Here is a 13,230-nt window from a genome sequence, read left to right on the forward strand (position 1 = left end):
GGCTTTACAGCCTGAGCGGCGTCCAGTCATAAAGCTCCGGGAAGGTTTCGCTCGCCAGGCGGCAGGCAGTTTCAGTCCGCCCCGTGCGGGCGACCGACAAGGGGCCGCCAGTCGCCGCGGCCCCTTGACCCCGGGCTCCCGTCCTGCCCACCCGCCGCTGCGCGGTCCCTTCGCGGCTTCAGGATTTCTGCCGGACCGCCAGGACGCGCCGTCCCTGGCGCGGCCTGACTTTCGCCGACGTCCTGTCGGCTCATCCGGAAATCCTGCATCCGCTCAGCGAGTGGGAAGGCCGGCCCACTCCCCCGCTTCAGTCACTGGGTTAAAACCAACTTCCGTATCGCTTCAGGTGCCATAAAAGCATCCGCCCCATTAGTGTTCATTTTTTGTTTCATCAGAATTCTATTGCATGCTGTTAATAACACACAAAACCAGCCTTTTGGAAAAACAGAAAATCTCACAGGCGGGGGTTCCTGAGGCATCCGCCGCGCTGAGGAGAGAGCGAAGGCCAGGACGGCGCGGCAGGGAAGCCGCGACGAGGACGGCTGCGCCAGGGACGGCGCATCCGGACGGTCCGTCAGGCCGCAGTGAGCGACGAAGGAACAGCGGTGGCTGCCGGACGCCGGGATTGTTAAGGGGCTGGCGCGAGCCCCTTAACCCGACCGCCTGCACGGGCAGGCTGAAACTCCCCGGCGCCTGGCGGGCGGAACATGCTCAGAACAAAACCATAACACCCAGCCGGGCAGAAGCAGAGCAAAACCCATCTCCGCCAACGGCGGAACGCCTCTATATGCCCAGCAACAACTGCCGTTCCAGCTGCGGATCCACCAGCGTCACATGCAGCCCCACCAGCCGGACGCCGCGTCCGGCGCGGCGCTCATCCCAGGTCTTACGCGCCACGGCAATCATGTCTTCTTTATTCAACACCGGCCAGACATGCTCCTGAGTCGTCTGCTGGAAATCACTGAACTTCAGCTTCACGCCCTGGCGCGCAATATGCTTATCGGGACGAATCTGCGTCAGGCGCCGATCCAGCTCGGCATAGAGGTAATCAATGATTTCCAGGCAGCGCTCCCAGCTGTCGATATCGTCAGCCAGCGTACGCTCAACGCCTAATGATTTCCGTTCGCGTTCCACCACTACACCGCGTTCATCAATACCGTGGCTACGCTCCCATAATATCCGGCCAAACTTACCAAAACGTTTTAGCAGCAGCGCCAAATCGGCTTTTTGCACGTCGGCGCAGGTGTGCAGGCCCATTTCTTCCAACTTTTTTGCCGAGACTTTCCCCACGCCGGGGATTTTTGCCAAGGGTAACGCCAGCAAAAAGTCAGGCATCTGCGCAGGCGTGATAACGAACTGACCATCCGGCTTATTTAAATCAGAGGCGATCTTGGCAAGGAATTTGATCGGTGCGATGCCCGCTGAGGCGGTAAGCTGCGTTTCGCGAAAAATAGTGGCGCGGATCGCCTGAGCGATCAACGTGGCAGACCCCTGGCAGTGCGTGCTGTCGGTAACGTCCAGATAGGCTTCATCCAGCGACAGCGGCTCGATAAGGGAGGTAAAACGGGAAAAGATGGCGCGAATCTGGCTGGAGGCTTCTTTATAGACTTCATAGCGCCCAGGCAATAAACGCAGATGGGGGCAAAGCTTCAATGCCATACCGGTCGGCATCGCACTGCGCACGCCATATTTTCGTGCCGGATAGTTCGCAGTACTGATCACGCCACGGCGATCGCGGCTGCCGCCAATGGCCATGGGGATATCACGTAATGAAGGGTCATCACGCATTTCCACTGCAGCAAAAAAGCAGTCCATATCGACATGAATGATCTTACGCATTGCCCCTCCAGTACTGGATAAGTATACAGTCAGAAGAGACTTGTGCAATATTTCTTGCAGTTGCTAACAAACTTTACAAATTTTCAGCGCTATTCCATCAAAGAAATGGACATTTTGCTCTGCGCCGTATTGCTAAAAAAACAGACAGTGTTTAATGTTGCGCTGCGGTAGCGGAAAGTTCCGATAATGCAAACAGAGGCGCACGTAACGCGCCGTTGTTCTTCTTCACTTCAAGGTATACACAGCATGGGCAAAATCGCACTTCTGTTTGCGATGCTTTTACTGCCAGCCCTCAGCATGGCAATGACTCCCGAGCCGGTTCAGCAACTGGCCCCCGTGAGTAAAGAGTTAAAGAAACAGCTAATTGGCACGCCGGTTTATATTCAGATCTTTAAGGAAGAGCGTACGCTTGAGCTATACGGCAAAATTGGTAATGAGTACCGCTTGCTGGATACCTATCGCATCTGCAATTTTTCTGGCGGCCTTGGCCCAAAACGCCGTGAAGGCGATTTTAAAAGCCCGGAAGGTTTCTACAGCGTAAAACTGAATCAGCTTAAGCCCGACAGCCGCTTCTATCGCGCGATTAATATTGGCTTTCCGAACCAGTATGATCGCGATCAGGGCTACAGCGGTAATTACCTGATGATTCATGGCGACTGCAAGTCTATCGGCTGCTATGCCATGACCAATGCTTACATGGATCAGATTTTCACTTATGTGAACGCCGCGTTACGCAACGGCCAGCAGGAAGTGAATATTGCTATTTATCCGTTCCGCATGACGGAGAGCAATATGCAGCGTCATCGCTATTCCACCTATGCGGATTTCTGGAAACAGCTTCAGCCCGGCTATGCCTATTTTGCGCAATATCATCAGCCGCCAACGGTGAATGTTGCCAGCGGCAGATATGTGATGAACAGCAGCCCGGTCATCACCCAGCCTGAAGCGGCATCACAGTCGTTCCTGGCGCTCTCCAAGGTAAAATAAAGCCCATTCGCCTGGCACAATCCGGTGCCAGGTTTCATTCCCCGTCAACGGCTGTGTCGCAATCACCGTGACCACATCGTTCGCGCCGGTATGTTTCTGGAAATCAATTTCCACATCCTGATCAAGTAGCTGCGCCCGGCCAAAAGGGGCTCGGCGGGTAATCCAGAACAGATTGGTCGAGCAGAAGGCCATCAGGTAGCGACCATCCGACAGCAGCATGTTAAACACGCCCTTCTGCCGCAGTTCGCCCGCCAGTTCGCCGATATAGCGAAAGACCGCAGGCCAGTTACCTGGCGTACGCGGATAGCGCGTGGCCAGCTTGTGCAGGATCCAGCAGAACGCCTTTTCACTGTCGGTTTCACCAACCGGACGAAAGGTTCCGGTCTCCAGTTGCCTGTAGCCTTTAAGCTGCCCGTTGTGCGCATAGGTCCAGTTTCGCCCCCACAGTTCCCGCGTAAACGGATGGGTGTTTTCCAGAGAGACCGGCCCACGGTTCGCCTGGCGAATATGCGCCACGACGGAATGGGACTTGATCGGGTATTCCTGCACCAGACGCGCAATGGGGGAATTAAAACTCGGCAAGGGATCTTTAAAGGTGCGGCAACCTTTATCTTCGTAAAACGTAATACCCCAGCCGTCTTTATGCGGCCCTGTTCCGCCGCCGCGCTGCACTAATCCGGTAAAACTGAAACAAATGTCGGTGGGAACATTGGCGCTCATCCCGAGCAATTCGCACATAGCAACCGCCTTATGTCAAAACGCCCCCTGCCGCTCAGGAGGCCAGTCGTGCTGTTACCTGACCATCTCTTTTTCAATCAGCAGCATCAGGATATGAATCACTTTAATATGGATCTCCTGAATGCGATCGGCATAGCCAAAATGCGGCACACGGATTTCAATGTCCGCGCTGCCCGCCATCTTACCGCCATCTTTACCCGTCAGAGTAATCACTTTCATCCCCTGCGCACGTGCAGCCTCAACCGCCTTGATGATGTTAGCCGAGTTTCCTGACGTCGAGATCCCGAGCAGCACGTCGCCTGAACGCCCCACTGCTTCAACGTAACGGGAAAAGACGTGGTCATAACCGAAGTCATTGCTCACGCAGGAAAGGTGGCTGACGTCTGAAATGGCAATAGCCGGATATCCAGGACGATTTTCACGGTAGCGGCCCGTGAGTTCTTCAGCAAAGTGCATGGCATCACAGTGAGAACCACCGTTGCCGCAGGAAAGCACTTTGCCGCCCGCTTTGAAGCTGTCAGCCAACATCACCGCCGCCCGTTGGATGGTGTGAATGTTCGCGTCGTCACTCAGAAAGTGATTCAACGTCTCTGCCGCTTCATTGAGCTCTGAACGAATAATGTCCTGATACATAGACTTGTCCTTTGTAGGGGAGGTTAATCGCAGCAAGTTTAACGGAATGGTTGACCTGCGCAAAGCACCACAGGGTGAGATAGCCATATGCCCGCCGTTTTTTTCACGTTCATTATTTTCATTGCGGGCGCTGTTTCGCTGATTTTGTGAGTCAGGTTGTAATTGCGATGTAAACAAATTGATAAATGCCAGCAGGTGATTTAAACCTCTCTTTATAACAGGTCAGACCTCTTACTACTTAACGGAGCACTTCATTATGATGGTTGTCTCGATTCTTGCGACAGTGGTGCTGATTGGCGCCCTGTTTTATCACCGCATCTCTCTGTCAGTCAGTAGCGCAATCCTGCTGCTGTGGAGCGCAGCGATGGCGGTGGCCCACCTGTGGACGCCGTGGCTGCTGTTGCCGCTGGCGATCGTCCTGCTGCCACTTAACCTGACCAGCCTGCGCCGCAAACTGTTTTCCAAACCTGTGCTGCAGCGCTTTCAGCAGGTCATGCCGCCGATGTCTCGTACGGAAAAAGAGGCGATTGACGCGGGCACAACCTGGTGGGAAGGCGATCTGTTTCAGGGCAAACCTGACTGGCAGAAACTGCACAACTACCCGCAACCGCGCCTGACGCCGGAAGAACAGGCCTTTATTGATGGTCCGGTGGAAGAAGCCTGCCGCATGGCGAATGATTTCCAGATCACCCATGAACTGGCTGATATGCCGCCAGCGTTGTGGGCCTATCTGAAAGAGCACCGCTTCTTCGCCATGATCATTAAAAAAGAGTACGGCGGGCTGGCATTCTCCGCCTATGCACAGGCACGCGTGCTGCAGAAACTGTCAGGCGTATCGGGTATTCTGGCGATTACCGTGGGGGTGCCTAACTCACTGGGCCCGGGCGAACTGCTGCAACATTACGGAACGGAAAAACAGAAAGACCATTATTTGCCGCGTCTGGCGCGGGGCGACGAGATTCCCTGTTTCGCGCTGACCAGCCCGGAAGCCGGTTCCGATGCCGGGGCAATCCCCGATACCGGCGTCGTTTGCATGGGCGAATGGCAGGGCCAGCAGGTGCTGGGCATGCGACTGACCTGGAACAAGCGCTATATCACGTTAGCCCCAATCGCCACCGTACTGGGTCTGGCCTTTAAGCTTTCCGACCCCGAGCATCTGCTGGGCGAGAAAGAGGAACTGGGCATTACCTGTGCCCTGATCCCTACCAGCACGCCGGGCGTGGAAATTGGTCATCGCCACTTCCCGCTCAACGTCCCGTTCCAGAATGGTCCAACCCGTGGGAAAGACATTTTTGTCCCCATTGATTTCATCATTGGCGGCCCGGAAATGGCTGGTCAGGGCTGGCGGATGCTGGTGGAATGTCTGTCCGTCGGCCGTGGCATCACGCTGCCGTCAAACTCAACCGGTAGCCTGAAAACGGTGGCACTGGCGACCGGCGCCTATGCGCATATCCGTCGTCAGTTCAAGCTGTCTATCGGTAAAATGGAAGGTATTGAAGAGCCGCTGGCGCGCATTGCAGGGAATGCCTATGTAATGGACGCGGCCGCTACGCTTATCACCACCGGGATTATGCAGGGTGAAAAACCCGCGGTGCTGTCAGCCATCGTCAAATATCACTGTACCCATCGCGCTCAACAGTCAATCATTGATGCGATGGATATCGCGGGTGGTAAGGGCATCATGCTGGGTGACAGTAACTTCCTGGCGCGTGCCTATCAGGGTGCGCCCATCGCTATCACCGTGGAAGGCGCGAACATTCTGACCCGCAGCATGATTATCTTTGGTCAGGGTGCCATTCGTTGCCATCCTTATGTCCTGCAGGAAATGGCGGCGGCGGCCAGCAATGATGTGGCAGGCTTTGATAACGCGCTGTTTAGCCATATTGGTCACGTTGGCAGCAACGCGATGCGCAGCCTGTGGCTGGGCCTGCTGGGCGGTCGCACCAGCGCCGCGCCAACGCGCGATGCCACCCGTCGTTACTATCAGCACATGAACCGCATTAGCGCCAACCTGGCCCTGCTGTCAGATGTCTCTATGGCGGTCTTAGGCGGCAGCCTGAAACGTCGTGAACGGATGTCGGCTCGTCTGGGCGATGTGCTGAGTCAGCTCTACCTGGCGTCTGCCACGCTGAAACGCTATGACGACGAAGGACGCCACGAAGCCGATTTACCGCTGGTGCACTGGGGCGTGCAGGATGCCCTGCATAAAGCGGAGAAAGCCATGGACGATCTGCTGAGTAACTTCCCAAACCGCCTGGTGGCTGGCGTTATTCGACTGATGGTGTTTGCCGGTGGTCAGCACTGCCCTGCACCGTCCGATCGTCTTGATCACAAACTGGCAAAAATGCTGCAGGTGCCTTCAGCGACACGCACCCGCCTGGGCCGCGGTCAGTATCTCGCGCCGAGCCAGCATAATCCTGCAGGTCAGTTAGAGCAGGCATTACAGGACGTGATGGCAGCGGAAGTGATTCACGACCGTTTGTGCAAGCAGCATAAAAAACACTTCTCATTCACCCGACTGGATGCGCTGGCTAAACAGGCGTTGGAACAGGGCTGGATTGACGACAAAGAAGCTGAAGTGCTGAAACGCGCCGAGCAGAGCCGTCTGCGTTCCATTAACGTGGATGAGTTTGAGGCTGATGCGCTGGCCGTGCCGGCAAAGCAGGATGTCTCAAAACCCGCCCGCCCCAGTGAGGCGGCATAAACAATCAGGCCGACATCATGTCGGCCTTTTTTTATCCTGCCTGACGAATGCGGGCAATCAATGCCTCGACATCCTCCACGTGCCCGGCGGCCAGAATCAGGGTACGGCCGAGCGTAATCGCATTGCGAAGGCAATCAGTGCGCATTTCATCATCCTGAATCAGCTTCATGTCGGCCACGTGCGACATGCCCACCGTTCGACGGATCAACTCCGTTCCACAAAAGCCAATGGTGTCCGCCCAGACTTTGCGCAGAAACGCCTGCGCATAGCCCGGGTAAGCCATGGCCACATCCTGGGTGTGACTTTCTGCCAGCGCCAGGAAGCGCGTCGCAAAGGTATGCCAGACATCACGCACGTCGCTAAGGCGCTGCTCACGGGCATCAACGGCTTCGCGGGGAGGCAACAGGCCCGGTAAACCACAGTAGTTGATCAGCAGGTTACCCAGCGCGGTGCCCACGTCAAAGCCGATGGGGCCAAAATAACCAAACTCGGCATCAATCGCTTTTAAGCTGCCGTCAGCCACAAAAATCGAGCCACTGTGGATATCCCCATGCAGTAACGCCTCAGCATGGCTGAAGAAAACGTGCTTGAGCCCCGCCACGGCAATACGCAACGCGTCGTCAGTGCGAAGGGAGGCGACCAGCGGCTCCAGCGCGTCAGGATAGCTGTTGCGCTCGTGGTCGGTGTAGGGATCGTTAAAGAACAGATCTTCGGTGATTTCGCACAGCTCAGGGTTGATAAAGCGTGCCACCTCGGCTTTCTTGTGATGCGGGTGCAAAATAAAGTCTGAGGTGTGAAACAGCGTCTGCGCCAGATATTCGCCGAGCTGACGCGGCGCTTCAGGGTAGTAGGCGCCTTTCACCAGCTCGCTGCGCCAGATGCGATGGCTGGAAAGATCTTCCATCACCATCACCGCCAGATCCGCATCGTAATGCGTGACCTTAACCGTATGCTGCGGGCAATATTTGTAGTGCTCAACCAGCGTTTGCGCTTCAATACGCGCACGATCCAGGGTTAACGGCCAGGATTCGCCGACGCAGCGAACATAGGGCAGCGCCTGTTTGACTACCACGCGGCTTTTACCCTGGTTGTCGTAAATTTTGAATACCAGGTTGAGGTTACCATCGCCAATCTCTTCCGCGCTGGTTAGAACAGAAGGATCATCCATGCCGCCAAAGGTTTTGGCATATTCCACAGCATCGGCAGCAGTGAACGTACGGTATTGCGACATTGACCTTTCCTCATCAACAAACGCCGGTGCAAGCCGGACCTGATTAATCTTTCGTAATAAGCCGTTCAGACGTCTATACATCCGTTACGCATGTTGGCACAATATCCGCTATTAACGCAACATGGATTTCACCAACAATGCAGACATTCCAAACTACCAGCTTACAGGTTCGTAACAACCAGCTCTGGATACTGGATCAGCAGGCCCTGCCCCAGCAAAAGAACTGGCTGCCTGCCCATTCGGTCGCGCAGTTGGTTGAACATATTCATGCGCTGCGGGTGCGCGGTGCGCCGCTAATTGGCCTGTCTGCATCCCTGCTACTGGCACTGCTGGCGGAACAGGGTGAAACGCGCGGGCAGCTGGCGCAGTCGCTGGAAACACTGCGTGCCGCCCGCCCTACCGCGGTCAACCTGATGAATAACCTCGATCGTATGAAACAGGCGCTGGCACAGCCTGAAATGGTGGCGAGTCTGGTGGAAGAAGCGTTGCGTCTGGTTCATGAGGATAAACAACTGTGCGATTGCATCGCCGAAGCCGGAAGCTCGCTGGTCAAACCCGGCAGCCAGCTGTTAACCCACTGCAATACGGGCGGCCTGGCGACAGCGGGCGTCGGCACAGCCCTGGGCGTTATTGCGCGCGCGCATCTAGAGGGCAAGGTCCGAAATGTTTGGGTCGATGAAACGCGCCCCCTGTTGCAGGGCGGGCGCTTAACCGCCTGGGAACTCGGCGAACTCGGCGTACCTTACCAGTTGATCACCGATTCGATGGCCGCCAGTCTGATGGCGGCAGGCAGAGTTGATGCTGTCTGGGTGGGTGCGGATCGCATCGCCGCCAACGGCGACGTCGCGAACAAAATTGGCACCTACAGTCTGGCAGTGCTGGCGCACTATCACAGTATCCCGTTTTATGTTGCTGCCCCACATACCACGCTGGATCGTCTGTGTCCGACGGGTGACGCTATCCCGATTGAGCAGCGTGCTGCCAGCGAAGTGACCGGTGTGTCCGGAAGCTTCGGCAGCGTGCAGTGGGCGCCGGTAGAGGCGCAGGTCTACAATCCCGCTTTTGATGTGACGCCAGCGGCGCTGATCAGTGGTTGGGTGCTGGATACCGGCGTGATCGTACCGGCTCAGGTTGCAGCGGGCGTCTTTCAGCCCCAATAAGTCAGACGGGCGGTTAACGCCGCCGCCCGTCCTCAGCACGCGCCGTGATTACGCCAGGCGCGGATAGGCATCGGCGATCTTGTCGCCGGTAAAATTGGCGATCCAGCCTTCCTGGTTATCAAAAATGCGAATCGCCGTGAAGTGCGGGGACGATCCCATATCAAACCAGTGCGGCGTGCCGGCGGGCACCGAGATCAGATCGTTCTTTTCGCACAGGATCTGCAGGATTTCACCGTCCAGATGCAGACAGAACAGCCCTGCGCCTTCGACAAAGAACCGCACTTCATCTTCGCCGTGCGTGTGTTCCGACAGGAATTTCTGGCGCAGAACATCCTTCTGCGGGTTATCTGCCCGCATGCTGATGACATCCCAGCTCTGATAGCCCTTCTCAGCGACCAGGCGGTCGATGGCATGCTGATAGGCGTTGATCACCGTTTCTGCATCCGGGTTTTCACCCAGGTCGCGGTCAGCCTGCCAGCGTTCAAAGCGAACGTCTTTGGCGTTCAGGCGATCGCGGATCGCGTCGGGATCGGTACTGTGCCATAAAGGCTGGCTCGAATCGCTATCGCTAAAAATGGTCAGTGCACTCATGTCAAATCAACTCCGGGTTAATCTGGGAAAAGTCAGTGACCTGACGATGATGGCTTTCATCATCCGCCGCGTCACGAATCAGCTGCAACGTCTGCCAGCCAGCCTGCTCTGCCGCGTCCAGCTCCTGATGGATATCAGAAAGAAACAGCAGTTGCCCGGCCGGCAAGCCTGTCTGCGCCGCGATAGTTTGGTACGACGTCACCTCGCGCTTGGCGCCCACGTGGGTATCAAAGTAACCGCTAAACAAACCAGTAATATCACCTTCGTCACTGTAGCCAAATAACAATTTCTGCGCGGCAACCGAACCAGAGGAATATATATATAATTTAATGCCTTGTGCGTGCCAGGCCGTGAGCGCGGGCAGCACATCCGGATAAAGGTGCCCCGTAAAGCGGCCGCTCAGGTAGCCCTCGCGCCAAATCATTCCCTGCAACGCCTTCAGGCCGGTCGATTTGCGATCCGCATCCATGTAAGAAAACAGAATAGCGATGACCTCGTTTGTATCAGCATCGGGTAGCCCCGCTTCGGTACGCACAGCGTTTAGCGCCTGTTGCACCTCAGTCTGCGTCTGATTCTCGCGAACATAATCAGCCAGATGCGCTCGGGCATAGGGAAACAGAACGTTATGTACAAAGCGGATATCGCTGGTGGTCCCTTCAATATCGGTAACAATGGCCTTTATCATGCTTTCTCCAGCAGGCGACGTTGGCGCTCGCATTCAAATAAAAACTCCAGACCTTCAAGATGACGACGGGCTTCAGCGACGTCTTTGCCCCAGCAGGTCAGGCCGTGTCCGCGCAGCAGAAAGCCATAGCGCAGGGGAAAACGGGCGGCATAATCCTCGATCTCTGACGCCAGCGCCGCCACATCCTGACTGTTGTCAAACAGGGGAATTGCCACGGTAGCATCGTGGGTCGTTTGCCCGCTCAGCGACTTTTGCATCTCATAGCCGTAGAGCAGCACGGCGGCGCCCTGCTCGACCCGCGACAGCACCGTGGAATTAACCGTGTGCGTGTGCAGTACCGCGCCCGCCTCGGGGAACAGACGGTAAATCAGCGTGTGCAGCGCGGTTTCTGCCGAAGGCTTACGGCCCGAGGGGGCCAGATTAGTGGCAATGTCGACCTGAATAAAATCCTCCCGCGTCAGGCTGCCTTTGTCTTTGCCCGACTCACTCAGCAGGCAAACATGTGCATCCTGGCGCACCGACATATTGCCACCGGTGGCGGGCGCCCAGCCCTTCGCGCCTATCCAGTGACAGGCTTGCACCAGCTGATCTATTGCAGAAGAATCGGACATCATCGTTCCTTTTAGCCGTCTAAGCGTCTTGATTGCCAAATACTAGCATCCTGTTTATAGTGGCATCAACTAAGGGTTTTTCCGCTACCGTTTTTGCGCGTAAGGCTACCTAATCATGACGCAGTCCAACCTGACGCCCGAGAGCAAGCTGCCTGCACTCGGCACCACCATATTCACACAGATGAGTGCGCTGGCACAGCAGCACAATGCCATCAATCTTTCCCAGGGTTTTCCGGATTTTGACGGTCCGCCTTACCTGCAGGACAGGCTCGCTTATCATGTCGGTCAGGGCGCGAATCAGTATGCGCCGATGACGGGGGCGCAGCCGTTACGCGAGGCCATCGCGGATAAAACTGCCTCCTTGTACGACTATCGCCCTGATGTAAACAGCGATATCACCGTGACGGCAGGGGCTACTGAAGCGCTGTATGCCGCTATCACCGCCCTGGTGCGGCCCGGTGACGAGGTAATCTGCTTTGATCCCAGTTACGACAGCTATGCGCCTGCCGTGCAGTTAGCGGGCGGCATTCTGAAGCGTCTTACCCTACAGCCTCCCACTTTTGCGGTTGACTGGCCGGCGTTCTCCGCGCTGTTAAGCGATAAAACCCGGCTGGTTATCTTAAACACGCCGCATAATCCCTCGGCCAGCGTCTGGCACCAGGCAGACTATGCCGCCTTATGGCAGGCGATTGCTGACCGGGAAATCTATGTGCTGAGCGATGAGGTTTATGAGCACATCTGTTTTGCCCAGGATGGTCATGCCAGCGTGCTGGCGCACCCCGAACTGCGTCAACGTGCCGTGGCGGTGTCATCCTTTGGCAAAACCTTTCACATGACGGGCTGGAAAGTCGGTTACTGCATTGCGCCAGCAGCGATCAGCGCAGAAATCCGTAAAATCCACCAGTACCTCACCTTTTCCGTTAATACGCCTGCGCAGTTGGCGATTGCCGATATGCTGCGCCAGCATCCTGAACATTATCGTGAACTGCCCGAGTTTTATCGCGCGCGTCGTGACCGGCTGATACAGGCCTTACGCAGCAGCCGTTTCCGTATCTTGCCGTGCGAGGGTACCTACTTCCTGCTGGCGGACTACAGCGCCATTTCGGACCTGGACGATGTGGCATTTTGCCAGTGGCTGACGCGTGAAGTGGGCGTTGCCGCGATCCCGCTATCGGTCTTTTGCGAGGCACCGTTCCCGCACAAACTGATCCGGCTGTGCTTTGCGAAACAGGAAGCGACGCTTGACGCCGCAGCGGAGCGCTTATGTCGTCTCTAGCCATTACGTTACTGCAAACGCCGCTGACGTGGATGGATGGCGAGGCCAACCTGCGCCATTTCGATAATCTGCTGGCCGATATCGCGGAACAGGATGTCATTATTCTGCCCGAAATGTTCACCACGGGTTTTGCGATGGAGGCCGCACAGCAGGCCTTGCCGCAGCCGCAGGTGGTGGAATGGTTACAGCACCATGCGAAGCGCACCAATGCGCTGGTGGGAGGCAGTGCAGCCGTTGCAACGCCAGAAGGTGCCGTGAACCGTTTTCTGTTGGTCGAGCCGGATGGCACGCTGCATCACTATGACAAGCGTCATCTGTTTCGCATGGCGGATGAACAGCAGCATTATGTTGCGGGCAGGACGCGTACGGTGATTGCGTGGCGCGGCTGGCGTATTCTGCCGCAAATTTGTTACGACCTGCGCTTTCCGGTGTTCTCACGCAACCAAAATGACTACGATCTGGCGCTGTATGTCGCCAACTGGCCTGCGCCACGCGCGCTGCACTGGCAGGCGTTGCTGCTGGCTCGGGCGATTGAGAATCAGGCGTTTGTGGCAGGCTGCAATCGCGTAGGCAGCGATGGCAATCAACATCAGTACAGTGGGGACAGCCGAATTATTTCACCGCAAGGCGAGATTCTGGCGGCAGGAGAGCCCTTTACGGCAGGTAAGGTTGAGGCGTCGCTGTCGCTTACTGACCTGCAAACTTATCGCGAGCGGTTTCCGGCATGGCGCGATGCAGACGACTTTAGGTTGGCAGAATAAAGCAATCCCCGGCC

Annotated in this window: 12 protein-coding genes; 5 read left to right on the forward strand and 7 right to left on the reverse strand. The window is 56.4% G+C overall.

Annotated features, from left to right (window positions below):
* Positions 1 to 783: 783 nt before the first annotated feature.
* On the reverse strand, positions 784 to 1,839 hold the full coding sequence (gene dinB, locus GKC68_RS17530; RefSeq protein WP_028724078.1) for a DNA polymerase IV: 1,056 nt from the start codon (positions 1,837 to 1,839) through the stop codon (positions 784 to 786).
* A 246-nt stretch (positions 1,840 to 2,085) separates the two neighbouring features.
* Between dinB and dpaA the strand changes: the two genes are divergently transcribed.
* Positions 2,086 to 2,826, forward strand: a complete 741-nt coding sequence (gene dpaA / locus GKC68_RS17535) for a peptidoglycan meso-diaminopimelic acid protein amidase (protein ID WP_047715426.1) — start codon at positions 2,086 to 2,088, stop codon at positions 2,824 to 2,826.
* Here the strand turns inward: dpaA and GKC68_RS17540 are convergent.
* Both GKC68_RS17540 and lpcA read right to left on the reverse strand, forming a co-directional pair.
* Positions 2,791 to 3,564, reverse strand: a complete 774-nt coding sequence (locus GKC68_RS17540; protein WP_013024770.1) for a class II glutamine amidotransferase — start codon at positions 3,562 to 3,564, stop codon at positions 2,791 to 2,793. The two genes, dpaA and GKC68_RS17540, sit on opposite strands and share 36 nt — an antisense overlap.
* Positions 3,565 to 3,618: 54 nt before the next feature.
* On the reverse strand, positions 3,619 to 4,197 hold the full coding sequence (gene lpcA / locus GKC68_RS17545) for a D-sedoheptulose 7-phosphate isomerase (protein WP_014593004.1): 579 nt from the start codon (positions 4,195 to 4,197) through the stop codon (positions 3,619 to 3,621).
* Positions 4,198 to 4,453: 256 nt separating this feature from the next.
* Between lpcA and fadE the strand changes: the two genes are divergently transcribed.
* Positions 4,454 to 6,901 carry an acyl-CoA dehydrogenase FadE gene (gene fadE / locus GKC68_RS17550; RefSeq protein ID WP_342656371.1) on the forward strand — a complete coding sequence of 816 codons (2,448 nt, stop codon included), beginning with the start codon at positions 4,454 to 4,456 and terminating at the stop codon, positions 6,899 to 6,901.
* 31 nt (positions 6,902 to 6,932) lie between these two features.
* On the opposite strand, the gene mtnK is transcribed toward fadE, so the two are convergent.
* The gene (gene mtnK / locus GKC68_RS17555) at positions 6,933 to 8,132 is read right to left on the reverse strand and encodes an S-methyl-5-thioribose kinase (RefSeq protein WP_028724081.1); all 1,200 of its coding nucleotides are present in this window, start codon (positions 8,130 to 8,132) and stop codon (positions 6,933 to 6,935) included.
* A gap of 137 nt (positions 8,133 to 8,269) precedes the next feature.
* On the opposite strand from mtnK, the gene mtnA reads away from it, so the two are divergent.
* Positions 8,270 to 9,292, forward strand: coding sequence for an S-methyl-5-thioribose-1-phosphate isomerase (mtnA, locus tag GKC68_RS17560; protein WP_028724082.1), 1,023 nt, complete (start codon positions 8,270 to 8,272; stop codon positions 9,290 to 9,292).
* A 48-nt stretch (positions 9,293 to 9,340) separates the two neighbouring features.
* Here mtnA and GKC68_RS17565 read toward each other — a convergent pair whose 3' ends face one another.
* Genes GKC68_RS17565 through GKC68_RS17575 form a run of 3 tightly spaced genes read right to left on the reverse strand, consistent with a single transcriptional unit; the run spans position 9,341 to position 11,179 of the window.
* The gene (locus tag GKC68_RS17565) at positions 9,341 to 9,883 is read right to left on the reverse strand and encodes an acireductone dioxygenase (protein ID WP_028724083.1); all 543 of its coding nucleotides are present in this window, start codon (positions 9,881 to 9,883) and stop codon (positions 9,341 to 9,343) included.
* Position 9,884: 1 nt separating this feature from the next.
* The gene (gene mtnC, locus GKC68_RS17570) at positions 9,885 to 10,568 is read right to left on the reverse strand and encodes an acireductone synthase (protein WP_028724084.1); all 684 of its coding nucleotides are present in this window, start codon (positions 10,566 to 10,568) and stop codon (positions 9,885 to 9,887) included.
* Positions 10,565 to 11,179, reverse strand: a complete 615-nt coding sequence (locus GKC68_RS17575) for a methylthioribulose 1-phosphate dehydratase (RefSeq protein WP_028724085.1) — start codon at positions 11,177 to 11,179, stop codon at positions 10,565 to 10,567. Before GKC68_RS17575 ends, mtnC begins: the two co-directional genes overlap by 4 nt.
* Positions 11,180 to 11,294: 115 nt before the next feature.
* Between GKC68_RS17575 and GKC68_RS17580 the strand changes: the two genes are divergently transcribed.
* Together GKC68_RS17580 and GKC68_RS17585 are read left to right on the forward strand one after the other, a co-directional pair.
* On the forward strand, positions 11,295 to 12,455 hold the full coding sequence (locus GKC68_RS17580) for a pyridoxal phosphate-dependent aminotransferase (protein ID WP_028724086.1): 1,161 nt from the start codon (positions 11,295 to 11,297) through the stop codon (positions 12,453 to 12,455).
* Complete coding sequence (locus GKC68_RS17585) at positions 12,443 to 13,216, forward strand: amidohydrolase (RefSeq protein ID WP_028724087.1); 774 nt, start codon at positions 12,443 to 12,445, stop codon at positions 13,214 to 13,216. Before GKC68_RS17580 ends, GKC68_RS17585 begins: the two co-directional genes overlap by 13 nt.
* The last annotated feature ends 14 nt before the right edge of the window (positions 13,217 to 13,230 follow it).

It is taken from the genome of Pantoea sp. RSPAM1 (assembly GCF_038816185.1).
Taxonomy (GTDB): Bacteria; Pseudomonadota; Gammaproteobacteria; order Enterobacterales; family Enterobacteriaceae; genus Pantoea; species Pantoea ananatis.